Consider the following 24,232-nt stretch of genomic DNA (forward strand, 5'->3'; position numbering starts at 1 on the left):
GTCCTGGTTTGTGGGTCAGTCGGGGGGGTTGGCCAGGCCCAGGAGCTGCTGGTGGAGGCCGGGTCGGGCGAACAGAGCTGCGCCTGTGTCGGTTCGTCGCTGGCCGGAGAGGTCGCTGAAGGTGCCGCCGGCCTCCTCGACGATGGGGATCACTGCGGCAATGTCCCAGGGGCCGACGCCCAGCAGCAGGAAGGCGTCGAGTTTTCCTGTCGCGACCAGGAGGGCTCCATGGCAGGTGCCGGACCCGGTGGATGGCTTGCTGGGTGGCGGCGTGGTGGGGTCCGCAGATGCCCAGTTGAGTGCGGGGAGCACGGTTGCGGTTCCTGCTGCCAGCCGGGCCGCGGCGGCGCGTTCGGCTTTGCTTAGCCGCGGTGGTGGAGGCCAGATTCCGATGGCGGCATCCTTGGCGTTTCCTCCTGTCGTGAGCGTCAGCCGATGCGGCGGTGCTGACGGATCGGAGGGGCAGGGGCCCACCCAGGCGCCGGTGCCTGGCGTTGCCCACCAGCGGCGCCCGAGCGCGGGCGCGGAGACCATGCCCATGGTCACGGTGCCGTGTTCTTCCCGGGCGATGAGAGTGCTCCATTCCGGATCGCCCGCAATGAAGCTCGCCGTGCCGTCAATGGCGTCGATGATCCATCGGCGGCTGCTGCGCCCATGGGCGCCGAACTCTTCGCCCACGAACGCGTCGCCGGGATGTTCCGTACGGATCGACGCGCGCAGGACGCATTCGATCTCGCGGTCCGCGTTGGTGACCGGACTTCCGTCGCCCTTGTCCTCGGCACCCAGGTCGGGTGCGCGGAAGTAGCGCCGGGCGATCTCGTCCGCCTGATCAGCCAGTTGGTACGCCAGCGTCAGGTCTGCTGAGTCCGTCATACCGCCCACTCTTCTCGCCGATACCCCCGTGATCAAGTCCCGGTCCAGGCGCACGGGCTCGGTGAGACGATCAGCGCATGGCTGGTGTGATCACGGCGTCCGAGCCGTCCTGGATAACCCCGTTCACCGGCGTGAATCCGCGCCAGTTCCACAAGACAGTGACCGCGCTCCGGCGCGAGGGGGCCGAACTTGTCCGGCGCGGCCGGCCCTGGGGCCTTTCGCTGGAGGACCGGGTGCTGATCGTCGCGGCCTACTGGCGCACGAACTTGACGATGCGCCAGCTCGCCCTGCTGTTTGGCATCTCCAAGTCCGCAACCGACCGGATCATCAACCAGATCGGCCCACTCCTCGCGTTGAAGCCCCGGCAACGCTTCACGAAGGGCACGGTGCTCATCGTGGACGGCACCCTGGTGCCCACCCGTGACCACACGATCGCCGAGCAGTCCAAGAACTATCGCTATTCCACCAACCACCAGGTTGTCATCGACGCCGACACCCGCCGGGTCGTCGTGGTCGGCCAGCCACTTCCGGGCAACCGGAACGACTGCAGGGCATGGGCGGAATCCGGGGCCAAAGCCGCCGTCGGCAAGGCGATGACGATCGCCGACGGCGGCTACCCCGGCACCGGACTGGTGATGCCGCACCGCCGCCGGGCCGGCGAAGAACTCCCCGACTGGAAACAGGAGCACAATCGCTCACACAAGCAAGTCCGCGCCCGCGCCGAGCACACCTTCGCCCGTACGAAGACCTGGAAGATCCTCCGCGACTGCCGGCTCAAGGGTGACGGCGTCCACCACGCCATGCTCGGCATCGCCCGGCTGCACAACCTCAACCTCGCCGCATAGGCGCGGCGGCCACCGGCCGGGCAGTCTTGGCTCCGTCGACTCGAAGATCAGTTACGGGACGAGCCTTAGGGCTTGCCGGGATTCAACGTGTTGCTTCCCGTTCTGCGTCTCGTTGCTGTGGTATGCGCATCCCCGACGAGATTCGTTCCCAACTCGCCGTGAGGTTCACGGTGTTGTTCCCGCACCTGGACGAGCGGCAGCGGCGGTTGTTGATGGCCGCAGAGGCCCGGCTGCTGGGGCATGGAGGGGTCCGGGCCGTCGCGCGGGCGGCCGCGGTGAGTGAGACGACGGTCCGCAAGGTCGTGTTCGAACTGGAGGCGGGCGAGGACCCGTTGGGTCGGGTGCGGCGTCCGGGCGGAGGCCGCACAGGACCCGTTGGGTTGGGTGCGGCGTCCGGGCGGAGGCCGCAAACGGATCGCAGATCTCGACCCCGGGCTGCGGCCTGCGCTGTTGGCACTGGTCGAACCGGATGTGCGAGGTGATCCGATGTCGCCGCTGCGGTGGACGGTGAAGTCCACCCGTGCCCTCGCTCAAGAGCTGACCCGGGCCGGGCACAAAGTCGGTTGCCGCTGCCCCGGTGTCGGCCCGCTGATGGGCGTCCGGCTCGGCCGGCCCGAACAGCCGCTCAGCCGTCTCGTCGAGAAGGTGCCAAGACCCGGCATGTTGGGCGGCGCGGCAGCCCCTTGATGTCCCCGACCATCCACCGGTCCCAGGTGGACCGGGAGACGTACACGGAGGCGAGAGTGGGGTCACCGTCCAGCCGAGCTACCTCCTTGGCAGCCTGCTCGAACTGCACCGTGAACGTCTCGTAGACGCGCATGCGCCGAGCCTCGACCACCTTCGGGAAGAGGATCGCCCTGCGCATCGCGTGCTCCCCCCTCAGCTGCCCGTGCCGAAGCCGAGGAGAGGGGGTGTTCCGAAGACCCAGGACAACCAGGAGCGGCGAGCGCGCCTTCACATCGTTCCGCATCTGGGCGAGCTCCCGCTCAGGAACATCACGGCGGCGGAACTCCGCGCGTACATCTCCATGTTGGAGGAGGCCGTCTCCTCGGTCGACTACCGGCGCGGCATCCTGTCCGAGCTGTCCAGCATCCTGGAGGCGGCCGTCGACGACAGGCGGCTCCCCAGGAGCCCCATGCATGCGAAATCGGTACGGTGGCCGAAGGCGCCGAAGGAGCGACGCGAAGCGTGGTCATGGGAACGGGCACTCCGAGTCCGGGATGTGGTCAGCCCTCGGCATCGGATCTCCGTCGTGCTCGGACTCGGGTGCGGGGTTCGGCAGGGTGAAGTCTTCGGACTGAGCCCGGAGGATATCGACTACGCCCGAGGTGTCCTTCATGTTCGTCGCCAAGTTCAGGCCATCAAAGGGAGGTTGTACTTCGCTCTGCCGAAGGGGACGAAGACGCGCAGCGTCGACATGCCCTCCTCGGTGGCTGCGTCGCTGAAGCGTCACGTGGAAGAGTTTCCGCCGGTGGAGGTGGAGCTGCCGTGGGGGAAGCCGGAGGCGGACAAGCAGCGGAGGACGTTCTCCCTTCTGCTCACCACGCGATTCGGCAACGCCGTGGCGGTGAATACGTGGAACACCTACACCTGGAAACCGGCCCTGGCCAAGGCCGGCGTCATTCCGCCGCGCGCGAAGGGCGCAAAGGACTGGCAGTGGGAGGCGGCGCCGAAGGACGGCTTCCACGTGCTGCGGCACACCTATGCCTCGATCATGCTGGAGGCGGGAGAGTCCGTGGTGACGCTGGCGCGATGGCTCGGGCACTCGTCTCCAGCAGTCACGCTTGGTTACTATGCTCACTTCATGCCGGAGGCCGGGAGTAAGGGTCGCACCGCCATCGACGGACTGCTGGAGAGAGAGACGAGGATGCCAGTGGAAACTCCCCAGATTCTCCCCAGGGCTGATTGGGGAGATTTCCCGGGTGGCACCGCGTTGGAACTGACCGTGGAATGTAAGGCACATGAGTTGTGGGGCCTTGGAAGATGCTGAGAGAGGTCACCGCAACGCGCTATATCGAGCCCCTCCACTCCGGCGGCTCGGTTCCCGGTATCGTCGAGGCCGACGACCTCGGTACCTACGTCGTCAAGTTCACCGGCTCCGCGCAGGGCCGTAAGGCGCTGGTCGCCGAGGTGATCGTGGGGGAGCTGGCGCGGGCGCTGGGACTGCGGTTCCCCGAGCTGGTCCTGGTGCACTTCGACCCGGCGATCGCCGAGGGCGAGCCGCACCAGGAGGTACGCGAGCTGCACACGGCCAGCGCCGGGGTGAACCTCGGGATGGACTTCCTGCCCGGCGCGAAGGACTTCACCCCGGAGATCGCCGAGGTCTTCCCGGTGGACCCGCTGGAGGCCGGCCGGATCATCTGGCTGGACGCGCTCACCGTCAACGTCGACCGTACGGTCCACAGCTCCAACCTCATGGTCTGGCCGACGTTCGGCACCGCACCCGCGCACCTGTGGCTCATCGACCACGGCGCCGCCCTCGTCTTCCACCACCGCTGGGACAGCTCGGCGCCCGAGAAGGCCTACGACTTCCGCCACCACGCCCTCGGCCGGTACGGCCCCGACACCCGGGCCGCCGACGCCGAACTCGCGCCGCGGGTGACCGAGGAGCTGCTCCGGGACACCCTCGCCGAGGTCCCGGACGCCTGGCTCACCGACTTCGGCACGCCCGACGAGATGCGTGCGGCCTACGTCGGCTATCTGCTGGCCCGGGTCCGGGCCTCCGCGCAGTGGCTCCCCACCGATTTCCCGGGCCGCGACCAGCTCGCGGCCGAGGAGGCCGCCCGCGCGGCCAGGGCACAGCAAGGACGCCCGGCCTGGCTGAAGCAGGTTCCCGACCTGCACGGCAAGCCCGCGGCTCAACAGGATTGGTCGGTGCACCTCGGATGAGTGACAGTCAGCGCGTCGAGATCGAATACTGCACCCAGTGCCGCTGGTTGCCCCGCGCGGCCTGGCTGGCGCAGGAGCTGCTGACCACCTTCGAGGCCGAGCTGACCGAACTGGCCCTGAAGCCCGGCAAGGGCGGGATCTTCGTCGTCCGGGTGAACGGCGAAGTGGTCTGGGACCGCAGGGAACAGGGCTTTCCCGAGCCCACGGCCGTGAAGCAGGCCGTACGCGACCGAGTGGCCCCGGGGAAGTCCCTGGGCCACTCGGACAAGTGAGCTTCTGAAGATCAGCCGCGCAGCTGCTGGTACGCGGGGAGCGTCAGGAAGTCCGCGTAGTTGTCGTCGAGGGCGACGGTGAGCAGCAGGTCGTGGGCCTGCTGCCAGTGGCCGGCCGCGAAGGCCTGCTCGCCGGTCTCCTTGCGGATGGTGTCGAGTTCCTCGGCGGCGATCTTGCGGGCCAGCTCCGGCGTGGCCTTCTCGCCGTTCTCGAACTCGACGCCCGCGTTGATCCACTGCCAGATCTGGGAGCGGGAGATCTCCGCGGTGGCCGCGTCCTCCATGAGGTTGAAGATGGCCACCGCGCCGAGACCGCGCAGCCAGGCCTCGATGTAACGGATGCCGACCTGGACGGCGTTGACCAGACCGGCGTAGGTCGGCCTGGCGTCCAGCGAGTCGACCGCGATGAGGTCGGCGGCCTCGACATGGACGTCCTCGCGCAGCCGGTCCTTCTGGTTCGGCTTGTCGCCGAGGACCCGGTCGAAGGACTCCATGGCGATCGGGACCAGGTCGGGGTGGGCGACCCAGGAGCCGTCGAAACCGTCGTTCGCCTCACGGTCCTTGTCGGCGCGGACCTTCTCGAAGGCGACCTTGTTGACCTCGGGGTCCCGGCGGGACGGGATGAAGGCCGCCATGCCGCCGATGGCGTGCGCGCCGCGCTTGTGGCAGGTGCGGACGAGGAGTTCGGTGTACGCCCGCATGAACGGGGCGGTCATCGTCACGGCGTTGCGGTCCGGCAGGACGAACCTGGGCCCGCCGTCACGGAAGTTCTTGACGATGGAGAACAGGTAGTCCCAGCGGCCGGCGTTCAACCCGGACGCGTGGTCGCGGAGTTCGTAGAGGATCTCCTCCATCTCGTACGCGGCCGTGATGGTCTCGATCAGCACGGTGGCGCGGATGGTGCCCTGCGGGATGGCGACGTAGTCCTGGGCGAAGACGAACACGTCGTTCCAGAGCCGGGCTTCGAGGTGCGACTCGGTCTTCGGCAGGTAGAAGTAGGGCCCCTTGCCGAGGTCGAGCAGCCGCTGCGCGTTGTGGAAGAAGTAGAGCCCGAAGTCGACGAAGGCGCCCGGCACCTGCTCGCCGTCGACCTCGATGTGCCGCTCGTTCAGATGCCAGCCGCGCGGCCGCATCACGACCGTCGCCAGCTCCTCGTTCGGGCGCAGGGCGTACGACTTCCCCGAGCCGGAGTCCGTGAAGTCGATGTTCCGCGTGTAGGCGTCGATCAGGTTCAGCTGGCCCAGGACGACGTTCTCCCAGGTCGGCGCGGAGGCGTCCTCGAAGTCCGCGAGCCAGACCCGGGCGCCCGAGTTGAGAGCGTTGATGGTCATCTTGCGGTCGGTGGGGCCGGTGATCTCGACGCGCCGGTCGTTGAGCGCCTCGGGGGAGGGGGCCACCCGCCAGGAGTCGTCCGCGCGGATCGCGGCGGTCTCCGGGAGGAAGTGGAGCGTGGAGGTGCGGGCGATCTCGGCGCGGCGCTCGGCCCGGCGGGCGAGGAGTTCGGCACGGCGCGGCGAGAACCGCCGGTGCAGCTCGGCGACGAAGGCGAGTGCCGCGTCGGTGAGGACCTCCTCCTGCCGCGGCAGGGGCTCGGCGTCGACGATGGCCAGCGGAGACGGCGCTGGTGCGGACATGAGCTGTCACTTCCTTCAGCGGTGGCACCGGGTGCCAGTCGTTCCGGGTAGAGCGAAGCGCACCCGATCAGGGGCCGGGCGCTTCTGAACAGTGGATACTAGTTTCCTCATTGTGGAAGTTCAATGGTTTGTTGATATCGAGATTCTCCGGGTCGAGCCAAGGTGGCGCTCAGTGCCACCCCGTTCACTCAAGGTGGCTCAGATCCGCTTCGGTGTCGATGTCGAACGGCTCGGCCACATCCCCGCACTCGACCAGCGCGATGGCCGCCTCGTGGGCCTTGAGATAGGCGCGGGCACCCCGGTCCCCGGTCGCGCTCGCGGCGATCCCCGGCCAGTGCCGGGCGCCGAACAGCACGGGATGCCCACGCGCTCCGTCGTATGCGGCCGCCACCAGCGAGTCCTCGTCCCGATATCCGCCGAGTACCCGGGCCACCGCCTCACCCCCGATCCCCGGCTGATCCACCAGCGACACCAGCGCGGCCCGCACCCCCGTCCCGGCGAGCGACGCCAGCCCCACCCGCAACGAGGACCCCATGCCCTCGGCCCAGTCCGGGTTCTCCACGACCACGCAGCCGCCCAGCTCGGCCTGGCCCCGCACATCGTCCGCACGGGCGCCCAGGACCACGTGCACCGGCCCGCAGCCGCCCGCGCGCAACACCCCGACCGCGTACTCCACCAGGGGCCGCCCGCGATGCGTGAGGAGCGCCTTGGGCCGCCCGCCGAGCCGTCTGCCACCGCCGGCGGCGAGCAGCAGCCCGGCGATCTGGTCATGCGTGTCCGTCATGCGTCCTGCATACCCGACGCCGACGCGGGCGGCCGGTTCCGCAGGGCTGAATTTCGGTCCGCGCTGTAGCGCGTCGCGCACGGGAGGGCGTTTACTGACCCGCGTCGCCAGGCGCCCGACCACCGTCAAGGGGCGGCGGGCGAGGGGGGAGAGCTGTGTTGCGGAGCTTGGGACAGAGACCAGTGACCGGCAGTGACGAGGATCCGAGGGTTACGGAACTACGGACGGCGGTCTCCCGACTGCGCCGCGAACTGGCCGCGCATCCGGCCGAGTTCACCGACCGCGCGATAGCCGAGGACGAGCTGGCGGCCCTGGCGGCGATGGCGACGGGCGGCATGCCGGAGATTCCGCGCCTGCGCCGCTCCCTGTTACTGATCGCGGGCGCCATCGGTTCGGTGAGCGCACTGTCCCGGGGCCTGTCGGACGTACGCCAGGCGGTGGACCTGTTCGGGGAGACGCCGAGGGCTTGAAAGTGCCGCCGGGGTCGCCTGCCCGGGGGCGCGGGGCTGCGCCGATGTGCCGCTACCGCCGCGTGGGCGTGCCAGGCCCCCGCGCACCCGCACCCGCCAACAGTGGTGCCGGCCCCTTTGCCCAGGCTCCCGTCTAGGCTCCTGAACTCGCCAACGCCTGAGACAACTCGACAGCCACCTGCTGCAGCACCGGCACGATCTTCTCCGTCGCCGCCTCGGTGACCCGCCCCGCAGGACCGGAGATCGAAATCGCGGCCGCCGTGGGGGAATCCGGCACGGACACCGCCAGGCACCGCACCCCGACCTCCTGCTCGTTGTCGTCCACGGCGTACCCCAGCTGCCGTACCTCCGCCAGGGCGGTCAGGAACCCCTCCGGGGTGGTGATCGTCTTCTCCGTGGCCGCCGGCATCCCGGTCCGCGCCAGCAGCGCCCGCACCTCGGCGTCCGGCACGCCCGCCAGCAGCGCCTTGCCCACCCCCGTGGAGTGCGGCAGCACCCGCCGGCCCACCTCGGTGAACATCCGCATCGAGTGCTTCGACGGCACCTGCGCCACGTACACGATCTCGTCCCCGTCGAGCAGCGCCATGTTCGCCGTCTCGCCGGTCTCGTCGACCAGCCGCGCGAGGTACGGCCGTGCCCAGGTGCCCAGCAGCCGGGACGCCGACTCTCCGAGCCGGATCAGCCGGGGGCCGAGCGCGTAGCGCCGGTTGGGCTGCTGGCGTACATAGCCGCAGGCGACCAGCGTGCGCATCAGCCGGTGGATCGTCGGCAACGGCAGTCCGCTGCTCGCGGACAGCTCGCTGAGGCCGACCTCGCCGCCCGCGTCCGCCATCCGCTCCAGCAGATCGAAGGCGCGCTCGAGGGACTGGACCCCGCCGCCGTTGGACTTGGCGGAGTCGGTGGTGCTGGCGCTGGACGTCGGCACGGCGCGTTCCTTTCGGGGCTGCCTTTCGGGCCGGGCAGAAGAGCAGAAGCCTACCCGGCAGCCGGTTGACGCCCTGCTTGTGCGTAGCTACGTTCTGCCTGCCGGAATTGTAATTCCACTTTGTGGAAACGTCCAGAGTGTGCGCCTGTGCGGCCCTGGGGGTCAGTGTGCCCTTGACGGCGCGGGGGTGGGGGTGAAGACTCCTTCAACAGAACGTTGAATTCCGTTACATGGGTGTAAATCCCGTTTCCCGGAAGTAAAACGGCGGCAGAGAGAGGGGTCCGGGTGTCCGACGCTGAACTGGTGCTGCGCTCGACGCGCGTCATCACCCCGGAGGGGACACGGGCCGCCTCGGTCGCCGTGTCCGCCGGGACGATCACGGCCGTACTGCCGTACGACGCCCCCGTCCCGGCGGGCGCCCGCCGGGAGGACTTCGGCGACGACGCGCTGCTGCCCGGCCTGGTCGACACCCATGTGCATGTGAACGACCCGGGCCGCACCGAGTGGGAGGGCTTCTGGACCGCCACGCGCGCGGCGGCGGCCGGCGGCATCACCACCCTCGTCGACATGCCGCTCAACTCCCTCCCGCCGACCACGACCGTCGACAACCTCCGCGTCAAGCAGGAGGTCGCCGTCGACAAGGCGCACATGGATGTCGGCTTCTGGGGCGGCGCGCTGCCGGACAACGTCAAGGATCTGCGCCCCCTGCACGACGCCGGGGTCTTCGGTTTCAAGGCGTTCCTGTCGCCGTCCGGAGTGGACGAGTTCCCGCATCTCGACCAGGAGCAGCTCGCCCGGTCCCTGGCGGAGATCACCTCCTTCGACGGCCTGCTGATCGTGCACGCCGAGGACCCGCACCACCTGGCCGCCGCCCCGCAGCACGGCGGCCCCAGGTACGCCGACTTCCTGGCCTCGCGTCCGCGCGACGCGGAGGACACGGCGATCGCGCAGCTGATCACGCAGGCGAAACGTCTCCACGCGCGCGTGCACGTCCTGCACCTGTCCTCGTCGGACGCGCTGCCGTTGATCGCCGAGGCCAAGCGGGACGGGGTAAGGATCACCGTCGAGACCTGCCCGCACTACCTCACCCTCACCGCCGAGGAAGTCCCCGACGGCGCCAGCGAGTTCAAGTGCTGCCCGCCGATCCGCGAGTCGGCCAACCAGGACCTGCTCTGGCAGGCACTGGCCGACGGCACCATCGACTGCGTGGTCACCGACCACTCGCCCTCGACCGCCGACCTGAAGACCGCCGACTTCGCGACCGCGTGGGGCGGCATCTCCGGCCTCCAGCTCAGCCTCCCCGCCGTGTGGACGGAGGCGCGTAAGCGCGGCCACGGTCTTGAGGACGTGGTCCGCTGGATGTCGGCCCGCACGGCCGCGCTCGTCGGCCTCGACAAGCGCAAGGGCGCCATCGCGGCCGGCCGGGACGCCGACTTCGCCGTGCTCGCGCCCGACGAGACCTTCACCGTGGACCCGGCGGGCCTGCAGCACCGCAACCGGGTCACCGCGTACGCGGGCAAGACCCTGTACGGCGTCGTGCGGTCCACCTGGCTGCACGGCGAACGCGTCGTCGCGGACGGCGCGTTCACGGACCCGAAGGGACGCCTGCTGACCCGCACCCCCTGACCACCGCTCGCTTCCGCACCCGCAGCGGCCGACACCCGAGAGGAAGACTTCTTTGACGGCGATCCCGACCTTCACCGGCGACGCGAACCCCTACTCCGGCGGCGACCCGTACGCCGACTACCGCACCGCCGACTTCCCCTTCACCCAGTACGCCAACCTCGCCGACCGGCAGCTCGGCGCCGGGGTCATCGCCGCCAACGACGAGTTCTTCGCCCAGCGGGAGAACCTGCTGGTTCCGGGGCGGCCCGAGTTCGACCCCGAGCACTTCGGGCACAAGGGCAAGATCATGGACGGCTGGGAGACGCGCCGCCGCCGCGGTGCCTCGGCCGGGCACCCCTGGCCCACGGCCGAGGACCACGACTGGGCACTGGTCCGTCTCGGCGCCCCCGGCGTCGTCCGCGGGATCGTCGTCGACACGGCCCACTTCCGCGGCAACTACCCGCAGGCGGTGTCGGTCGAGGGCACGTCGGTCTCCGGCTCCCCGTCCCCGGCCGAACTCCTCGGCGACGACGTGAAGTGGACCACCCTCGTCCCGCGCACGCCGGTGGGCGGCCACGCGGCGAACGGCTTCGCCGTCTCCGTCGAACAGCGCTTCACCCACCTCCGTGTCAACCAGCACCCCGACGGCGGCATCGCCCGCCTGCGCGTGTACGGCGAGGTCGCCCCGGACCCCGAGTGGCTGTCGGCGCTGGGCACCTTCGACGTGCTCGCCCTGGAGAACGGCGGCCAGGTCGAGGACGCCTCCGACCTCTTCTACTCGCCGGCCACCAACACCATCCAGCCGGGCCGCTCCCGCAAGATGGACGACGGCTGGGAGACGCGCCGCCGCCGCGACCAGGGCAACGACTGGATCCGCTACCGGCTGGCGGCCCAGTCCCAGATCCGGGCGATCGAGATCGACACGGCGTATCTGAAGGGCAACAGCGCGGGCTGGGCGTCCGTGTCGGTGCGGGACGGCGAGGACGGCGACTGGCGAGAGATCCTCCCGCGCACCCGCCTCCAGCCGGACACGAACCACCGCTTCGTCCTGGCTTCCCCGGCCGTGGGCACGCACGCGCGCGTGGACATCTTCCCGGACGGCGGAATCTCCCGCCTGCGGTTGTTCGGAACACCGACAGAAGCCGGAGCGGCGTCCCTGACCACAAGGCACCGCGAACTGTCCTGACCCTCCTTTCCCGCCTGCCCACCCGACCTTTCCCGCCTGCCCACCCGACCCGCCTCCTCAGGGGATGAGCTCGACATGTGGCTCCGCCGCGTGGGCGCGCTCACACCGGAGAGGCCCGCGCCCCGTGCGCCGTGGCTGGATGGGTGGGTGGGCGAAGGGAACCGCCGGACCGTCGGCTACGTTCTTCTGCCGTGACCCTTCAGCAAGAAATCGTCGGCAACGCCATGCAGATGGCGGTCGTCAACCTGCACCCCGGCCAGACCGTCTACTGCGAAGCCGGAAAGTTCCTGTTCAAGACCACGAACGTGACCATGGAGACCCGGCTCAGTGGCCCGAACAACGGCGGCCAGCAGCAGGGCGGTGGCGGCGGCATGGGCGGCATGCTGCGCCAGGCCATGGGCACCGCCATGCAGGTCGGCCAGCGCATGCTCGCCGGCGAGTCGCTGGCGTTCCAGTACTTCAGCGCACAGGGCGGCGAAGGCACCGTCGGCTTCGCCGGCGTGCTGCCCGGCGAGATGCGCGCCCTGGAACTCAACGGCACGCGCGCGTGGTTCGCCGAGAAGGACGCCTTCGTCGCGGCCGAGTCCACCGTCGAGTTCGGCATCGCCTTCCAGGGCGGCCGCACCGGTATGAGCGGCGGCGAGGGCTTCATCCTGGAGAAGTTCACCGGCCACGGCACCGTGATCATCGCCGGTGCGGGCAACTTCATCGACCTCAACCCCGCCGACTTCGGCGGCCGTATCGAGGTCGACACGGGCTGCGTCGTCGCCTTCGAGGAGGGCATCCAGTACGGCGTCCAGCGCGTCGGCGGCCTCAACCGCCAGGGCCTCATGAACGCCGTCTTCGGCGGCGAGGGCCTCTCCCTGGCCACCCTGGAGGGCAACGGCCGGGTGATCCTGCAGTCCCTCACCATCGAGAGCCTCGCCAACGCCCTGAAGAAGGCCCAGGGCGGCGACAAGCAGGGCCCGACCGGCGGACTGTTCTCGACCCACGCGGGGTGAAGCGCCGTACGGACGATCACGACCGATGAGTCGCGGGCGCCCGCGGGGTCTGAGCTGACGACAACGGACCGCACCCCAGGAAGCAGGCACCCCTCATGGGCAAGCTCGTCTCCACCATGTTCGTCACCCTCGACGGCGTCTACCAGGCACCCGGCGGCCCCGAGGAGGACCCCAGCGGCGGCTTCACCCACGGCGGCTGGAGCCACCCCTACGGCGACGCGGACTTCGGCGGGTTCGTCACCGAGGTCTTCGACCGGGCCGGCGCCTTCCTGCTCGGCCGCCGTACGTACGACATCTTCGCCTCGTTCTGGCCGCACGTCACCGACCCGGCCGACCCGGTCGCGGCCAAGCTCAACGCGCTCCCGAAGTACGTCCCGTCCGCGACCCTCACCGACCCCGGGTGGTCCGGCACCACGGTCCTCGGCGGCGACCTCGCCAAGGAGGTCACGGCCCTCAAGGACCGCACCGACGGCGAACTCCAGGCGCACGGCAGCGGCGCGCTGGTCCGCTCCCTGCTGGACCTGGGCCTGGTCGACACCCTCCACCTGCTGACGTTCCCGGTCGTGCTGGGCAGCGGCCGCCGCTTCTTCGAGGAGGGCGCGGTGCCGACGAAGTTCCGGCACACCGGCGGCCGGGTCACCGCGGCGGGCGTCTCCATCCAGTCGTACGACCTGGCGGGCCGACCCGACTACGGTTCCTACATCGCCGACGCGAACGCCTAGCGCGGCCGGGGCCCGCCCCGTGAAGGCCGCGGGCCCCAGGTTAATTCCCTGAAAACTCAAGGGACTTGACGGGAAATTCTTCAGACTTGTCATTGACATGCCACTGTCTACGCGCGTCATCATGGAGCCATGAGATTCCCCCCACGAATCACCCGCATCGGCGCCGCCGGCGTCGTCCTGTCCGCCCTCCTCGTCGGCGGTACGGTCACCGCCGGTACGGCGGACGCCGCGGCCGCCTCGGTCGGCAGCATCTGCTACAGCGACCTGCCGTCGCAGGCGTACGACACCCTCGACCTGATCGCGTCGGGCGGTCCGTTCCCGTACTCGCAGGACGGCGTCGTCTTCCGCAACCAGGAGGGCGTGCTGCCCAGCCAGGCCAGCGGCTATTACCACGAGTACACCGTGAAGACGCCCGGTTCTTCTACGCGCGGAGCACGTCGCATCGTGACCGGCAAGAAGACCCAGGAGGACTACTACACGGCGGACCACTACGTGACGTTCGACCTGGTCAACTTCGGCTGCTGAGCTCCCTGGCCGAGTCGACCGGTCGGCCGCCAGGAACGGCGCGACCAGCCGGAGGTCCGGTCCGCGTTCAGCCGGACCTCCGGCTCCCCGCGACGGCGAACAGCGCGATCGCCAGCACGATCAGTGCGACGCCGGCGAAGACGCCGTAGCCGGCGAGGAAGCCGAGCCGTTGCACGAGGCCCACGTGCCAGTGGGCGAACTCGTGCAGCAGGCCCAGCGCACCCTGTACCAGAGCGACGAATCCGAGCAGTTCCAGCAGCTGTTTCACAGCACGACTCTCGCCCCGCGGCCTCCCCCCATGCCATCAGCCGCGGGGCGAGTTGTGCCCGCCGGAAGTCGCTCCGCACGCGCGCGTGCCGTACCGAAAGTCCACACGAGCCCAACTTTGGTCGACGATCCCGTGCGCGGGGAGGTGGCACGGTCCGGTCCTGCGTAGATTTGTCGACCGTGAGCGGCGACATCTCGGTACGGACCTTCCAGCGGCGGCGGTGGCTTTTCCCGTCCGCCGTGATCCATGAACTCGATCCCGGCGCCGGGACGGACGGCCGGCGGCCCAGGCGCACCGCGCGCGACTGGCTCGTCGACTTCAGCTGTTTCCTGCTCGCCGTCCTGCTGGGCGTGGCCGCCGCGAACACCATGCGGCAGGACCCGAACGTCTCCCACGGGCTCGCGGTCGCCGACCAGCTGATCGGCGGTCTGGCCTGCGCCGCGGTCTGGCTGCGCCGCCGCTGGCCGACAGGTCTGGCCATCGCCATGGTCCCGGTCGGCTTCGCCTCCGACACCGCGGGCGGCGCCGCCATGGTCGCCCTGTTCACGCTCGCCGTGCACCGCCCGTTCCGGTACGTCGCCTGGATCGGCGGCGTCAACCTCGCGCTGGTCCCGCTCTTCTACTGGCTGCGCCCCGACCCCGACCTGCCCTACCTGGCCGTCGTCATCCTGGTCGTGCTCTTCACCCTCCTGGTCATCAGCCTCGGCATGTTCGTGCGCTCCAAGCGCCAGTTGATGGTCAGCCTCCGCGACCGTGCCCAGCGCGCCGAGACCGAGGCCGGGCTGCGTGCCGAGCGGGCCCAGCGGCTGGCCCGGGAGGCCATCGCCCGCGAGATGCACGACGTCCTCGCCCACCGGCTGACCCTGCTCAGCGTGCACGCCGGAGCCCTCGAGTTCCGTCCCGACGCGCCCCAGGCGGAGATCGCCCGGGCGGCCGGGGTGATCCGGGAGAGTGCCCACGAGGCCCTCCAGGACCTGCGCGAGATCATCGGCGTGCTGCGCGCCGCCGACGGCGACGAGGCGGGCGGCCGGCCGCAGCCGACGCTGGCCGCCCTCGACGCGCTCGTCAGCGAGTCCCGCCAGGCCGGCATGAAGGTCACCCTCGACAACCACGTCGGCGACCCGGCGGCCGTCCCCGCCTCCGTCGGCCGCACCGCCTACCGCATCGCCCAGGAGGGCCTCACCAACGCCCGCAAACACGCCCCCGGCGCCGAGGTCACCGTGCGCGTCACCGGAGTCCCCGGCGACGGCCTGGACATCGTCGTGCACAATCCCGCCCCGGAGGCCGAGGCCGCGCACGTCCCCGGCTCGGGTCAGGGCCTGATCGGCCTGACCGAACGCGCGACGCTGGCCGGGGGCCGGCTGGAGCACCGGGCCACCGGCGACGGCGGCTTCGAGGTACGGGCCTGGCTGCCCTGGGCCGCCGCCTGACCGACCGCGTCCGCCGCCCGAACGGCCACGTGCCGTCGTACCCGCGTGATTACGTAGGAGCCATGACCGCGATCAGACTGCTGCTCGTCGACGACGACCCCCTGGTGCGGGCGGGGCTGTCCCTGATGATGGGCGGGGCCGGGGACATCGAGATCGTCGGGGAGGGCGCCGACGGCGACGAGGTCGAGGCGCTCGTCGACCGCACCCACCCGGACGTCGTCCTGATGGACATCCGCATGCCGTCCGTGGACGGGCTCACCGCCACCGAGCGGCTGCGCGCGCGTGCGGACGCCCCGCAGGTCGTCGTCCTGACCACCTTCCACGCCGACGAACAGGTGTTGCACGCCCTGCGCGCGGGGGCCGCCGGGTTCGTCCTCAAGGACACCCCGCCCGCCGAGATCGTGGACGCGGTGCGCCGGGTCGCGGCCGGTGACCCCGTCCTGTCGCCCGCCGTCACCCGCCAGCTGATGCGGCACGCGGCGGGCACCCAGGCGGACACCCGGCAGGCACGCGCGCGTGGCCGGCTCGCCGCCCTCAACGACCGCGAACGCGAGGTCGCCGTCGCGGTCGGCCGGGGGCTCGCCAACGCCGAGATCGCCACCGGCCTCTTCATGAGCGTCGCCACCGTCAAGACCCATGTCTCCCGCATCCTGGCCAAGCTCGGCCTGAACAACCGCGTCCAGATCGCGCTGCTGGCGTACGACGCGGGACTGCTGGAGGAATAGGGGCACCAGTCGAGCGTCCCGAGCGTTCTCACGGGTACGGGACGGCCTCGGGGACCTCCTGAAGGGGGAGTACAGCATGCAGGTGACCGACCTCGGCGAGTACGGCGACGGTTTGCGCACGGACCCGCACACGGTGTACGCCCGGCTGCGCGAGCGCGGCCCGGTCCACCGGGTGCGGTGGCCGCTGCCCGACGCCTACCACGAGACCTGGCTGGTCGTGGGGTACGAGGAGGCCCGCGCGGCGCTCGCCGACCCCAGACTGGCCAAGGACACCGAGAAGATCGGCTTCCGGTTCCTCGACGAGGAGCGGATCGGCAAGCACCTGCTGGCCGCCGACCCGCCCCGGCACACCCGGCTGCGCGGGCTCATCACGCGCGCGTTCACCGCCCGCCGGGTGGCCGCACTGGAGCCGCGGATCCAGGAGATCACCGACCGCCTGCTCGACGAGATGCTCCCGCACGGCCGCGCCGACCTCATAGACGCCCTCGCCTACCCGCTGCCGATCACGGTGATCAGCGAACTGCTCGGCGTCCCCGAGCTGGACCGCGCGCGGTTCCGGAAACTCTCCAACGAGGTGGTCGGCTCCGCCCGTCCGAGCAGCGAGTACGACGCGTTCGTCGAGCTCGCCGACTATCTGAAGGAGCTGATCGAGGACAAGCGGTGCGCGGGCCCGAGCGGCGACCTGCTCAGCGACCTGATCCGCACCACCACCGAGGACGGCGACCGGCTCTCCGTCGAGGAACTGCGCGGCATGGCCTACGTCCTGCTGATCGCCGGCCACGAGACCACCGTCAACCTGATCGGCAACGGCGTCCTCGCCCTGCTCACCCACCCCGGCCAACTCGCCGCCCTGCGCGCCGACATGAGCCTCCTTGACGGCGCGGTGGAGGAGATCCTGCGCTGGGAGGGCCCGGTGGAGAACGCGACGTACCGGTACGCCGCCGAGCCCCTGGAGATCGCCGGCGCCGCCATCGACCGCGGTGACCCGGTGATGATCGGGCTCACCGCCGCCGACCGCGACGGCGCCCGCTATCCCGAGCCCGACCGCTTCGACATCCGCCGCGACCACCGCGGCCACCTGGCCTTCGGCCACGGCATCCACTACTGCCTGGGCGCACCCCTGGCCCGCCTGGAGAGCCGCACGGCCCTGCGCTCCCTCCTGGAGCGAGCCCCGGACCTGGCCCTGGACGGCCCGCACGGGGACTGGCTGCCGGGCACGCTGATGAGGGGGGTGCGGAACCTTCCGGTGCGCTGGTAGCCGGGGTGCGCCGGTAGCCGGTGGGCTGCCGGCCGGTGGATGCCGCGGTCAGCCCAGCCGGTCCGGGATCTCGGCGAGGGCCACCGGTCTTCGCTCGTGCCGGGAGACCTCGCAGGCCTCCGCGATCCGCAGGGCCTGGAGCGCCTCGCGCCCGTCGCAGGGGTTGGCGAGCCCGCCGCGCACGACGTCCACGAAGGCGCACAGCTCGGCCTCGTAGGCGGGTCCGAACCGCTCCAGGAAGCCGGGCCACGGCTTGTCCGCGGGCGGCGGCCCGGTCGGCTCGGTGGAGGCCACCGGCGTACGGTCGTCCAGGCCGACCACCACGGTGTCCCGCTCCCCGGCCAGCTCCATCCGCACGTCGTACCCGGCGCCGTTCAGCCGGGTCGCGGTGGCGGTGGCCAGCATGCCGTCGTCCAGGGTGAGCAGGGCCGCGCCGGTGTCCACGTCACCGGCCTCGCGGAACATGGCCGGCCCGGCGTCCGAGCCGGTCGCGTACACGTCGACGACCTCGCGGCCGGTCACCCAGCGCAGCACGTCGAAGTCGTGGATCAGCGTGTCCCGGAACAGCCCGCCGGACAGCGGCAGCCACTCCGGCGGGGGCGGGGACTGGTCGGAGGTCAGCGCCCGCACGGTGTGCAGCCGTCCGAGCCGGCCCGAGCGCACGGCCTCGCGGGCGCCCGCGTACCCCTTGTCGAAGCGCCGCTGGAAGCCCATCTGCAGCACCGTCCCGGCCTTCTCCACCTCGGCCAGGGCGTGCAGCGTGCCCGGCAGGTCGAGGGCGATCGGCTTCTCGCAGAACACCGGGATCCCGGAGCGCGCGGCCCGGCCGATCAGGTCGGCGTGCGCCGAGGTCGCGGTGGTGATCACCACGGCGTCCACGCCCCACTTGAAGATCTCGTCCGTCCCGGGTGCCGCCGTCTCCCCCAGGCGGTGTGCCAGATCCTGGGCCCGCGCCGGATCCACGTCCGTCAGGATCAGTGACCCGACCTCACGATTGCGGCTGAGCGTGTTCGCATGAATGGTTCCGATGCGGCCCGTCCCGATGACCCCGATGCGCATGGGAACAAGGTGGGGGTGCACCCCGTGCCCTGTCAATCCGTATGTCCGGACAATCGAACTACACAACTTCCCGTCAACCCGTCACGGGGATACGCTCGGGCCCGTGCCGAAACCAGATGTGGACCCGACCGTGCCGCTCGACCTGAGTGTGGACCGGAGCTCGCCGGTGCCGTTGTACTTCCAGCTCGCGCAGCAGCTGGAGGCGGCCATCGAGCACGGCTCGCTCACCCCCGGCAGCCTGCTGGGCAACGAGATCGAGCTCGCCGCACGGCTCGGCCTGTCCCGCCCGACCGTGCGTCAGGCCATCCAGTCTCTTGTTGACAAGGGCCTCCTTGTCCGTCGCCGGGGTGTCGGCACCCAGGTCGTGCACAGCCAGGTCAAACGCCCCCTGGAGCTCAGCAGCCTCTACGACGACCTGGAGTCGGCAGGCCAGCGCCCCGCGACGAAGGTGCTGGTCAACACCGTCGTCCCGGCGTCCGCAGAGGTCGCCGCCGCGCTCGCGGTCGCCGAGGACACCGAGGTGCACCGCATCGAGCGGCTGCGGCTGGCGCACGGTGAGCCGATGGCGTACCTGACCAACTACCTGCCGCCCGGCCTGCTCGACCTGGACACCGGGCAACTGGAGGCCACCGGCCTCTACCGCCTGATGCGGGCCGCCGGAATCACCCTGCACAGCGCCCGCCAGTCCATCGGCGCCCGCGGCGCCACGGCCGCCGAGGCCGAGCGGCTCGCCGAGCCGGAAGGCGCCCCGCTGCTCACCATGCGCCGCACCACGTACGACGACACCGGCCGCGCCGTCGAGTTCGGCGACCACATCTACCGGCCGACCCGCTACTCCTTCGAGTTCCAGCTGCTCGTACGGTCCTGAGCGCACCCCGGTTTCCGACGTTGTGTTAGTCGCAATGTCCGGACAATGTGAGCGCAGAGTGCCGCCCGCCGCCGTCAGGGGTGTACCCCATGTTCGATACTGAGGCTTTTGGGGCAGGCGAGGTCGCCGTCGGTGGTCACCCACGGTGAGCTTCGCCCCCCCTCTCGCACGTATGAGCACGGCAAGAAGGGCACGGCCTCGTGGCACGGTTTCGGACCTGGGTGGGCATCGCGGTGGCGGGGGCGCTCAGCGTCACCCTCGCCGGATGCAGCAGTACCGGCGGCAAGCGGGCGGAGGACGCCCGGAACGCCGCGGCGGCCCAGGGGAGAGCGGCGGTGAACACCCCCCGCTGGACCTTCGCGATGATCACCCACTCGGGAGACGGCGACACCTTCTGGGACATCGTGCAGAACGGTGCCGAGCAGGCCGCCCGCAAGGACAACATCGACTTCCTCTACTCGCACGACGACGAGGCCCAGCAGCAGGCGCAGCTGGTGGACGCGGCGGTCGACAAGAAGGTCGACGGCATCATCGTCACCCTTGCCAAGCCCGACGCCCTCAAGGCGGCCGTGGCCCGCGCCAAGAAGGCCGGCATCCCGGTGATCACCGTGAACTCCGGTTCCGAGGAGTCCGAGGCCTTCGGCGCCCTCGCGCACATCGGCCAGGACGAGACCGTCGCGGGCCAGGCGGTCGGCGACGAGTTGGACAAGCGCGGTAGGAAGAAGGCCCTGTGCGTCCTGCACGAGCAGGGCAACGTCGGCCACGAGCAGCGCTGCGCGGGCGTCGCCGAGAACTTCGACGGCGAGGTCGAGAACCTCTACGTCAACGGCACCAACATGCCCGACGTGCAGTCCTCGATCGAGGCGAAGCTCCAGGCCGACCGGTCGATCGACGCGGTCGTCACCCTCGGGGCGCCGTACGCCGACACCGCCGTGAAGGCGAAGACGGACGCGGGCAGCACGGCCGAGGTCGACACCTTCGACCTCAACGCCAAGGTCGCCGCCGAACTGAAGGACGGCACCCTCGGCTTCGCCGTGGACCAGCAGCCGTACCTCCAGGGCTACCAGGCGGTCGACCTGCTGTGGCTCTACAAGTACAACGGCGACGTCCTCGGCGGCGGGCAGCCGGTGCTCACCGGCCCGCAGATCATCACCAAGGACCAGGCGCCCGCGCTGGCGAAGTACACCGAGCGGGGCACCCGATGAGCGCCACCCTGGAGCGCACGCTGGATGAAAGGATTCTGCAGACCTCTCCGCTGCGGAGACTCCTCTCCCGTCCGGAGCTGGGATCGGTCGTCGGCGCGGTCGCCGTCTTCCTCTTCTTCGCCGTGGCCGCCGACGGCTTCCTGCGCGCGTCCAGCATCAGCACGGTCCTCTACGCCTCCTCGACGATCGGCATCATGGCCGTACCGGTCGCGCTGCTGATGATCGGCGGCGAGTTCGACCTCTCCGCGGGCGTCCTGGTGACGTCCTCCGCGCTGATCTCCTCGATGTTCAGCTACCAGATGACGGCGAACACCTGGGTCGGCGTAGGGGTCTCGCTCCTTGTGAGCCTCGCCATCGGCGGCTTCAACGGCTTCGTGCTCACCCGCACCAAGCTGCCCAGCTTCATCGTCACCCTGGGCACCTTCCTGATGCTCACCGGCATGAACCTCGGCTTCACCAAGCTGATCGACGGCACGGTCTCCACGAAGACGATCGTGGACATGGAGGGCTTTCCGTCCGCCCGCGCGGTCTTCGCCTCGACGCTCACCGTCGGCGGGGTCGACTTCAAGATCACGATCCTCTGGTGGCTCGCCCTGGTCGCGATCGCCTCCTGGATCCTGCTGCGCACCCGCGCCGGCAACTGGATCTTCGCCGTGGGCGGCAACCAGGACGCGGCCCGCGCGGTCGGCGTCCCCGTCACCAAGACCAAGATCGGCCTCTACATGGGCGTGGCGCTCGGCGCCTGGATCTCCGGCCAGCACCTGCTCTTCTCGTACGACGCCGTCCAGTCCGGCGAGGGCGTCGGCAACGAGCTGATCTACATCATCGCGGCCGTCATCGGCGGCTGCCTGATCACCGGCGGCTACGGCAGCGCGGTCGGCTCGGCGGTCGGGGCGCTCATCTTCGGCATGACCAGCAAGGGCATCGTCTTCGCCGAGTGGAATCCCGACTGGTTCAAGTTCTTCCTCGGAGCGATGCTGCTCCTCGCGACCCTGCTCAACACCTGGGTCCGCAAGCGCGCGGAGGCCGCCGCATGACCCTCGTCCGGCTGACCGACGTCAGCAAGCACTACGGCACCGTCCGCGCCCTGGAGGGGGTCTCCCTGGAGGTCCACGCGGGCGAGATCACCTGCGTCCTCGGCGACAACGGGGCCGGCAAGTCCACCCTGATCAAGATCGTCGCGGGCCTGCACCGGCACGACGGCGGCACGCTCGTCGTGGAGGGCGAGGAGACGACGCTCACCTCCCCGCGCGAGGCCCTGGACCGAGGCATCGCCACGGTGTACCAGGACCTGGCGGTGGTGCCGCTGATGCCGGTGTGGCGCAACTTCTTCCTCGGCTCGGAACCCCGCAAGGGCCGAGTGTTCAAACGCCTGGACGTCGACTTCATGCGCCGCACCACCCGCGCCGAACTCCTTCGCATGGGCATCGACCTCCGGGACGTCGACCAGCCCATCGGCACCCTGTCGGGCGGCGAACGCCAGTGCGTGGCGATCGCGAGGGCCGTGTACTTCGGTGCGAAGGTCCTGGTCCTGGACGAGCCGACGGCGGCACTGGGAGTGAAGCAGTCAGGTGTGGTCCTGAAATACGTGGCAGCGGCACGCGACCAGGGGCTGGGTGTTGTGTTGATCACCCATAACCCGCATCACGCGTATCTGGTGGGGGACAGGTTCGTGCTGTTGAGGAGAGGCACGATGGCAGGGAGCTACGACCGGGACTCGGTCACCCTGGACGAGCTGACCCAGCAGATGGCCGGCGGAAGCGACCTGGACTCTCTACGCCACGAGCTGCAGCGCGGATAAGGGGCGTGGGACTGTGTCGATGTGCGGCTCCGCCGTGTGGGCGCGCTCAGCCCCCGGGCAGCCGCGCCCGGCCACGGTGACGCACCCGTTCCTTATCTCCCCCGAACGGCACCCGTCCCCCTCGTGAGGCAGAATCAAGCCCGATGAGCACCTACCGCGACCTCACCGCCCCCATAGGCTCCCGCCGAGCCCCCGTCCTGCGAACGGTCGGCACAAGGGAGCGCCGGTCCCACCTGACGGCCCCCCGTGTCCCCACCGTCGGCATCGACATCGGCGGCACCAAGGTCATGGCGGGCGTCGTGGACGCCGACGGCAACATCCTGGAGAAGCTCCGCGCGGAGACCCCGGACAAGTCCAAGAGCCCCAAGGTCGTCGAGGACACGATCGTCGAGCTCGTCCTGGATCTGTCCGACCGGCACGACGTGCACGCCGTCGGCATCGGCGCGGCCGGCTGGGTCGACGCCGACCGCAACCGCGTGCTCTTCGCCCCACACCTGTCCTGGCGCAACGAACCGCTGCGCGACCGCCTCTCCGGCCGGCTCTCGGTCCCCGTCCTCGTCGACAACGACGCCAACACCGCCGCCTGGGCGGAGTGGCGGTTCGGCGCCGGCCGCGGCGAGGACCACCTGGTCATGATCACGCTGGGTACCGGCATCGGCGGCGCCATCCTGGAGGACGGCCAGGTCAAGCGCGGCAAGTACGGCGTCGCCGGCGAGTTCGGCCATATGCAGGTCGTGCCCGGCGGCCACCGCTGCCCGTGCGGCAACCGCGGCTGCTGGGAGCAGTACAGCTCCGGCAACGCGCTGGTCCGCGAGGCCAAGGAGCTGGCCGCGGCCGACTCCCCGGTGGCGTACGGGATCATCGAGCACGTCAAGGGCAACATCAACGAGATCACCGGCCCGATGATCACTGAGCTGGCCCGTGAGGGCGACGCGATGTGCGTCGAGCTGCTCCAGGACATCGGCCAGTGGCTCGGCGTCGGCATCGCCAACCTCGCCGCCGCCCTCGACCCGTCCTGCTTCGTCATCGGCGGTGGTGTGAGCGCCGCCGACGACCTGCTGATCGGCCCCGCGCGAGACGCGTTCAAGCGCCAGCTGACCGGCCGCGGCTACCGTCCCGAGGCCCGGATCGCGCGCGCCCAGCTGGGCCCCGAGGCGGGCATGGTCGGGGCCGCCGACCTCGCCCGTCTGGTCGCCCGCCGCTTCCGGCGGGCCAAGCGGCGCCGGGTCGAGCGGTACGAGCGCTACGAGCGGTTCGCGGAGGCCCGCCGTCCCCGGGACACCGCATGATCGCTTCGCTGCCCCGCCAGGCCGCGCCCCCGGACGAACCGCACCGCCGGCCGGAGACCCCCGGCCACAAGGCGCGCCGTCGGGCGCTGACCCTGCTGATCATCGGGCTGCTCATCGGCGTACCGGCCGGCTATCTGGTGATCTCCGCCGCCCAGAGCCGCAACAGCGGCAAGGACAAGGAGTCGAAGTACTCGGCGACCGGCCTCACCGAGGGCTGGCCGTCGAAGGTGCAGCGCCGGCTCTACCAGGTGCCGGTCCCGCACCCGGCCGACCAGATCGCGTACTACGAGACGAACAACTGGAAGACCAGCCGTCTCTACGTCCAGTTCCGCACCAACAGCGCCGGCCTGGACAGCTTTCTGGAGGGCATGGGCATCAACCGGGACGCGCTCAAGAAGGACGACATCAGCATCGGCACCCGCGACCAGAAGATCACCGGCTGGAAGTTCACCGGCCCCGGCCCCTGGTCGGGCCTGACGCGCAAGCAGAAGAACCCGGCGCCCACCCAGGACGTGGTCGTGAACACGGCCGACCCGAACTACCCGATGATCTACGTCGTCTCCCGGACCGTGCCGTAGGGACGGCCCCGGCCGGTCGC

Annotated in this window: 26 protein-coding genes and 1 pseudogene; 20 read left to right on the forward strand and 7 right to left on the reverse strand. The window is 70.4% G+C overall.

What is annotated here, in order from left to right:
• Positions 1-15: 15 nt before the first annotated feature.
• On the reverse strand, positions 16-873 hold the full coding sequence (locus AB0D59_RS27455) for an inositol monophosphatase family protein (RefSeq protein WP_362570541.1): 858 nt from the start codon (positions 871-873) through the stop codon (positions 16-18).
• Between the two features lie 77 nt (positions 874-950).
• Between AB0D59_RS27455 and AB0D59_RS27460 the strand changes: the two genes are divergently transcribed.
• Positions 951-1,718, forward strand: coding sequence for a transposase (locus AB0D59_RS27460; RefSeq protein ID WP_362570544.1), 768 nt, complete (start codon positions 951-953; stop codon positions 1,716-1,718).
• Between the two features lie 122 nt (positions 1,719-1,840).
• Positions 1,841-2,279: pseudogene (locus tag AB0D59_RS27465) on the forward strand (ISAzo13 family transposase); the annotation flags it as partial.
• Positions 2,280-2,343: 64 nt separating this feature from the next.
• Here AB0D59_RS27465 and AB0D59_RS27470 read toward each other — a convergent pair.
• The gene (locus AB0D59_RS27470) at positions 2,344-2,583 is read right to left on the reverse strand and encodes a hypothetical protein (RefSeq protein WP_362570944.1); all 240 of its coding nucleotides are present in this window, start codon (positions 2,581-2,583) and stop codon (positions 2,344-2,346) included.
• A gap of 24 nt (positions 2,584-2,607) precedes the next feature.
• Here AB0D59_RS27470 and AB0D59_RS27475 point away from each other — a divergent pair, with 24 nt between their 5' ends.
• From AB0D59_RS27475 to AB0D59_RS27485, 3 genes are read left to right on the forward strand one after another with little or no spacing between them, the layout of a single operon-like run.
• On the forward strand, positions 2,608-3,708 hold the full coding sequence (locus tag AB0D59_RS27475) for a tyrosine-type recombinase/integrase (protein ID WP_362570547.1): 1,101 nt from the start codon (positions 2,608-2,610) through the stop codon (positions 3,706-3,708).
• Positions 3,702-4,607 (forward strand): HipA family kinase, encoded by a 906-nt coding sequence (locus tag AB0D59_RS27480; protein ID WP_362570550.1) that lies wholly within the window; start codon positions 3,702-3,704, stop codon positions 4,605-4,607. The genes AB0D59_RS27475 and AB0D59_RS27480 overlap by 7 nt, the downstream gene beginning before the upstream one ends.
• Positions 4,604-4,879 carry a SelT/SelW/SelH family protein gene (locus AB0D59_RS27485; RefSeq protein WP_351729818.1) on the forward strand — a complete coding sequence of 92 codons (276 nt, stop codon included), beginning with the start codon at positions 4,604-4,606 and terminating at the stop codon, positions 4,877-4,879. Before AB0D59_RS27480 ends, AB0D59_RS27485 begins: the two co-directional genes overlap by 4 nt.
• A gap of 11 nt (positions 4,880-4,890) precedes the next feature.
• On the opposite strand, the gene aceB is transcribed toward AB0D59_RS27485, so the two are convergent.
• Both aceB and AB0D59_RS27495 read right to left on the reverse strand, forming a co-directional pair.
• Positions 4,891-6,513 carry a malate synthase A gene (gene aceB, locus AB0D59_RS27490; protein ID WP_362570553.1) on the reverse strand — a complete coding sequence of 541 codons (1,623 nt, stop codon included), beginning with the start codon at positions 6,511-6,513 and terminating at the stop codon, positions 4,891-4,893.
• A gap of 184 nt (positions 6,514-6,697) precedes the next feature.
• Positions 6,698-7,297, reverse strand: coding sequence for a nucleotidyltransferase family protein (locus AB0D59_RS27495; RefSeq protein WP_362570556.1), 600 nt, complete (start codon positions 7,295-7,297; stop codon positions 6,698-6,700).
• Between the two features lie 182 nt (positions 7,298-7,479).
• Here AB0D59_RS27495 and AB0D59_RS27500 point away from each other — a divergent pair, with 182 nt between their 5' ends.
• Positions 7,480-7,767, forward strand: coding sequence for a DUF5955 family protein (locus tag AB0D59_RS27500; protein WP_362570558.1), 288 nt, complete (start codon positions 7,480-7,482; stop codon positions 7,765-7,767).
• A 133-nt stretch (positions 7,768-7,900) separates the two neighbouring features.
• Here the strand turns inward: AB0D59_RS27500 and AB0D59_RS27505 are convergent, their stop codons facing one another.
• A complete protein-coding gene (locus tag AB0D59_RS27505; protein WP_362570560.1) occupies positions 7,901-8,692 on the reverse strand; it encodes an IclR family transcriptional regulator in 792 nt (263 codons plus the stop codon).
• 285 nt (positions 8,693-8,977) lie between these two features.
• On the opposite strand from AB0D59_RS27505, the gene allB reads away from it, so the two are divergent.
• From allB to AB0D59_RS27530, 5 genes are all read left to right on the forward strand, one after another.
• Positions 8,978-10,318 (forward strand): allantoinase AllB, encoded by a 1,341-nt coding sequence (allB, locus tag AB0D59_RS27510; protein WP_362570562.1) that lies wholly within the window; start codon positions 8,978-8,980, stop codon positions 10,316-10,318.
• A 52-nt stretch (positions 10,319-10,370) separates the two neighbouring features.
• Complete coding sequence (gene alc / locus AB0D59_RS27515) at positions 10,371-11,483, forward strand: allantoicase (protein WP_362570564.1); 1,113 nt, start codon at positions 10,371-10,373, stop codon at positions 11,481-11,483.
• A gap of 191 nt (positions 11,484-11,674) precedes the next feature.
• The gene (locus AB0D59_RS27520) at positions 11,675-12,484 is read left to right on the forward strand and encodes an AIM24 family protein (RefSeq protein ID WP_362570567.1); all 810 of its coding nucleotides are present in this window, start codon (positions 11,675-11,677) and stop codon (positions 12,482-12,484) included.
• Positions 12,485-12,579: 95 nt separating this feature from the next.
• Positions 12,580-13,206 (forward strand): dihydrofolate reductase family protein, encoded by a 627-nt coding sequence (locus AB0D59_RS27525; protein WP_362570570.1) that lies wholly within the window; start codon positions 12,580-12,582, stop codon positions 13,204-13,206.
• Between the two features lie 129 nt (positions 13,207-13,335).
• Complete coding sequence (locus AB0D59_RS27530; RefSeq protein WP_351698014.1) at positions 13,336-13,731, forward strand: ribonuclease; 396 nt, start codon at positions 13,336-13,338, stop codon at positions 13,729-13,731.
• Positions 13,732-13,798: 67 nt separating this feature from the next.
• Here the strand turns inward: AB0D59_RS27530 and AB0D59_RS27535 are convergent, their stop codons facing one another.
• The gene (locus AB0D59_RS27535; protein ID WP_362570572.1) at positions 13,799-13,999 is read right to left on the reverse strand and encodes a hypothetical protein; all 201 of its coding nucleotides are present in this window, start codon (positions 13,997-13,999) and stop codon (positions 13,799-13,801) included.
• A gap of 170 nt (positions 14,000-14,169) precedes the next feature.
• Between AB0D59_RS27535 and AB0D59_RS27540 the strand changes: the two genes are divergently transcribed.
• From AB0D59_RS27540 to AB0D59_RS27550, 3 genes are all read left to right on the forward strand, one after another.
• Positions 14,170-15,429, forward strand: a complete 1,260-nt coding sequence (locus tag AB0D59_RS27540; RefSeq protein ID WP_362570574.1) for a histidine kinase — start codon at positions 14,170-14,172, stop codon at positions 15,427-15,429.
• 62 nt (positions 15,430-15,491) lie between these two features.
• The gene (locus tag AB0D59_RS27545) at positions 15,492-16,154 is read left to right on the forward strand and encodes a response regulator transcription factor (RefSeq protein WP_362570577.1); all 663 of its coding nucleotides are present in this window, start codon (positions 15,492-15,494) and stop codon (positions 16,152-16,154) included.
• Between the two features lie 76 nt (positions 16,155-16,230).
• On the forward strand, positions 16,231-17,412 hold the full coding sequence (locus tag AB0D59_RS27550) for a cytochrome P450 (RefSeq protein ID WP_362570580.1): 1,182 nt from the start codon (positions 16,231-16,233) through the stop codon (positions 17,410-17,412).
• 48 nt (positions 17,413-17,460) lie between these two features.
• Here AB0D59_RS27550 and AB0D59_RS27555 read toward each other — a convergent pair whose 3' ends face one another.
• On the reverse strand, positions 17,461-18,471 hold the full coding sequence (locus tag AB0D59_RS27555; RefSeq protein WP_362570583.1) for a Gfo/Idh/MocA family oxidoreductase: 1,011 nt from the start codon (positions 18,469-18,471) through the stop codon (positions 17,461-17,463).
• A 130-nt stretch (positions 18,472-18,601) separates the two neighbouring features.
• Between AB0D59_RS27555 and AB0D59_RS27560 the strand changes: the two genes are divergently transcribed.
• From AB0D59_RS27560 to AB0D59_RS27585, 6 genes are all read left to right on the forward strand, one after another.
• On the forward strand, positions 18,602-19,339 hold the full coding sequence (locus AB0D59_RS27560; RefSeq protein WP_362570921.1) for a GntR family transcriptional regulator: 738 nt from the start codon (positions 18,602-18,604) through the stop codon (positions 19,337-19,339).
• A gap of 200 nt (positions 19,340-19,539) precedes the next feature.
• Positions 19,540-20,544, forward strand: a complete 1,005-nt coding sequence (locus tag AB0D59_RS27565) for a sugar ABC transporter substrate-binding protein (protein ID WP_362570586.1) — start codon at positions 19,540-19,542, stop codon at positions 20,542-20,544.
• Positions 20,541-21,581 (forward strand): ABC transporter permease, encoded by a 1,041-nt coding sequence (locus AB0D59_RS27570; RefSeq protein ID WP_362570589.1) that lies wholly within the window; start codon positions 20,541-20,543, stop codon positions 21,579-21,581. Before AB0D59_RS27565 ends, AB0D59_RS27570 begins: the two co-directional genes overlap by 4 nt.
• On the forward strand, positions 21,578-22,345 hold the full coding sequence (locus AB0D59_RS27575; protein ID WP_362570592.1) for an ATP-binding cassette domain-containing protein: 768 nt from the start codon (positions 21,578-21,580) through the stop codon (positions 22,343-22,345). Before AB0D59_RS27570 ends, AB0D59_RS27575 begins: the two co-directional genes overlap by 4 nt.
• A 143-nt stretch (positions 22,346-22,488) precedes the next feature.
• A complete protein-coding gene (locus AB0D59_RS27580) occupies positions 22,489-23,634 on the forward strand; it encodes an ROK family glucokinase (protein WP_362570595.1) in 1,146 nt (381 codons plus the stop codon).
• Positions 23,631-24,212, forward strand: a complete 582-nt coding sequence (locus tag AB0D59_RS27585) for a sugar kinase (RefSeq protein ID WP_362570598.1) — start codon at positions 23,631-23,633, stop codon at positions 24,210-24,212. The genes AB0D59_RS27580 and AB0D59_RS27585 overlap by 4 nt, the downstream gene beginning before the upstream one ends.
• Positions 24,213-24,232: the final 20 nt, after the last annotated feature.

Origin of the sequence: Streptomyces sp. NPDC048417, from assembly GCF_040651615.1 — a bacterium.
GTDB lineage: Bacteria > Actinomycetota > Actinomycetes > Streptomycetales > Streptomycetaceae > Streptomyces.

What these genes read in the sequence shown, in the direction of transcription:
- AB0D59_RS27455 (WP_362570541.1), bottom strand. Translation starts at nt 873, where the DNA reads ATGACGGACTCAGCAGACCTGACGCTGGCGTACCAACTGGCTGATCAG.
- AB0D59_RS27460 (WP_362570544.1), top strand. Translation starts at nt 951, where the DNA reads ATGGCTGGTGTGATCACGGCGTCCGAGCCGTCCTGGATAACCCCGTTC.
- AB0D59_RS27470 (WP_362570944.1), bottom strand. Translation starts at nt 2,583, where the DNA reads ATGCGCAGGGCGATCCTCTTCCCGAAGGTGGTCGAGGCTCGGCGCATG.
- AB0D59_RS27480 (WP_362570550.1), top strand. Translation starts at nt 3,702, where the DNA reads ATGCTGAGAGAGGTCACCGCAACGCGCTATATCGAGCCCCTCCACTCC.
- AB0D59_RS27485 (WP_351729818.1), top strand. Translation starts at nt 4,604, where the DNA reads ATGAGTGACAGTCAGCGCGTCGAGATCGAATACTGCACCCAGTGCCGC.
- aceB (WP_362570553.1), bottom strand. Translation starts at nt 6,513, where the DNA reads ATGTCCGCACCAGCGCCGTCTCCGCTGGCCATCGTCGACGCCGAGCCC.
- AB0D59_RS27495 (WP_362570556.1), bottom strand. Translation starts at nt 7,297, where the DNA reads ATGACGGACACGCATGACCAGATCGCCGGGCTGCTGCTCGCCGCCGGC.
- AB0D59_RS27525 (WP_362570570.1), top strand. Translation starts at nt 12,580, where the DNA reads ATGGGCAAGCTCGTCTCCACCATGTTCGTCACCCTCGACGGCGTCTAC.
- AB0D59_RS27530 (WP_351698014.1), top strand. Translation starts at nt 13,336, where the DNA reads ATGAGATTCCCCCCACGAATCACCCGCATCGGCGCCGCCGGCGTCGTC.
- AB0D59_RS27545 (WP_362570577.1), top strand. Translation starts at nt 15,492, where the DNA reads ATGACCGCGATCAGACTGCTGCTCGTCGACGACGACCCCCTGGTGCGG.
- AB0D59_RS27550 (WP_362570580.1), top strand. Translation starts at nt 16,231, where the DNA reads ATGCAGGTGACCGACCTCGGCGAGTACGGCGACGGTTTGCGCACGGAC.
- AB0D59_RS27555 (WP_362570583.1), bottom strand. Translation starts at nt 18,471, where the DNA reads ATGCGCATCGGGGTCATCGGGACGGGCCGCATCGGAACCATTCATGCG.
- AB0D59_RS27570 (WP_362570589.1), top strand. Translation starts at nt 20,541, where the DNA reads ATGAGCGCCACCCTGGAGCGCACGCTGGATGAAAGGATTCTGCAGACC.
- AB0D59_RS27575 (WP_362570592.1), top strand. Translation starts at nt 21,578, where the DNA reads ATGACCCTCGTCCGGCTGACCGACGTCAGCAAGCACTACGGCACCGTC.
- AB0D59_RS27580 (WP_362570595.1), top strand. Translation starts at nt 22,489, where the DNA reads ATGAGCACCTACCGCGACCTCACCGCCCCCATAGGCTCCCGCCGAGCC.
- AB0D59_RS27585 (WP_362570598.1), top strand. Translation starts at nt 23,631, where the DNA reads ATGATCGCTTCGCTGCCCCGCCAGGCCGCGCCCCCGGACGAACCGCAC.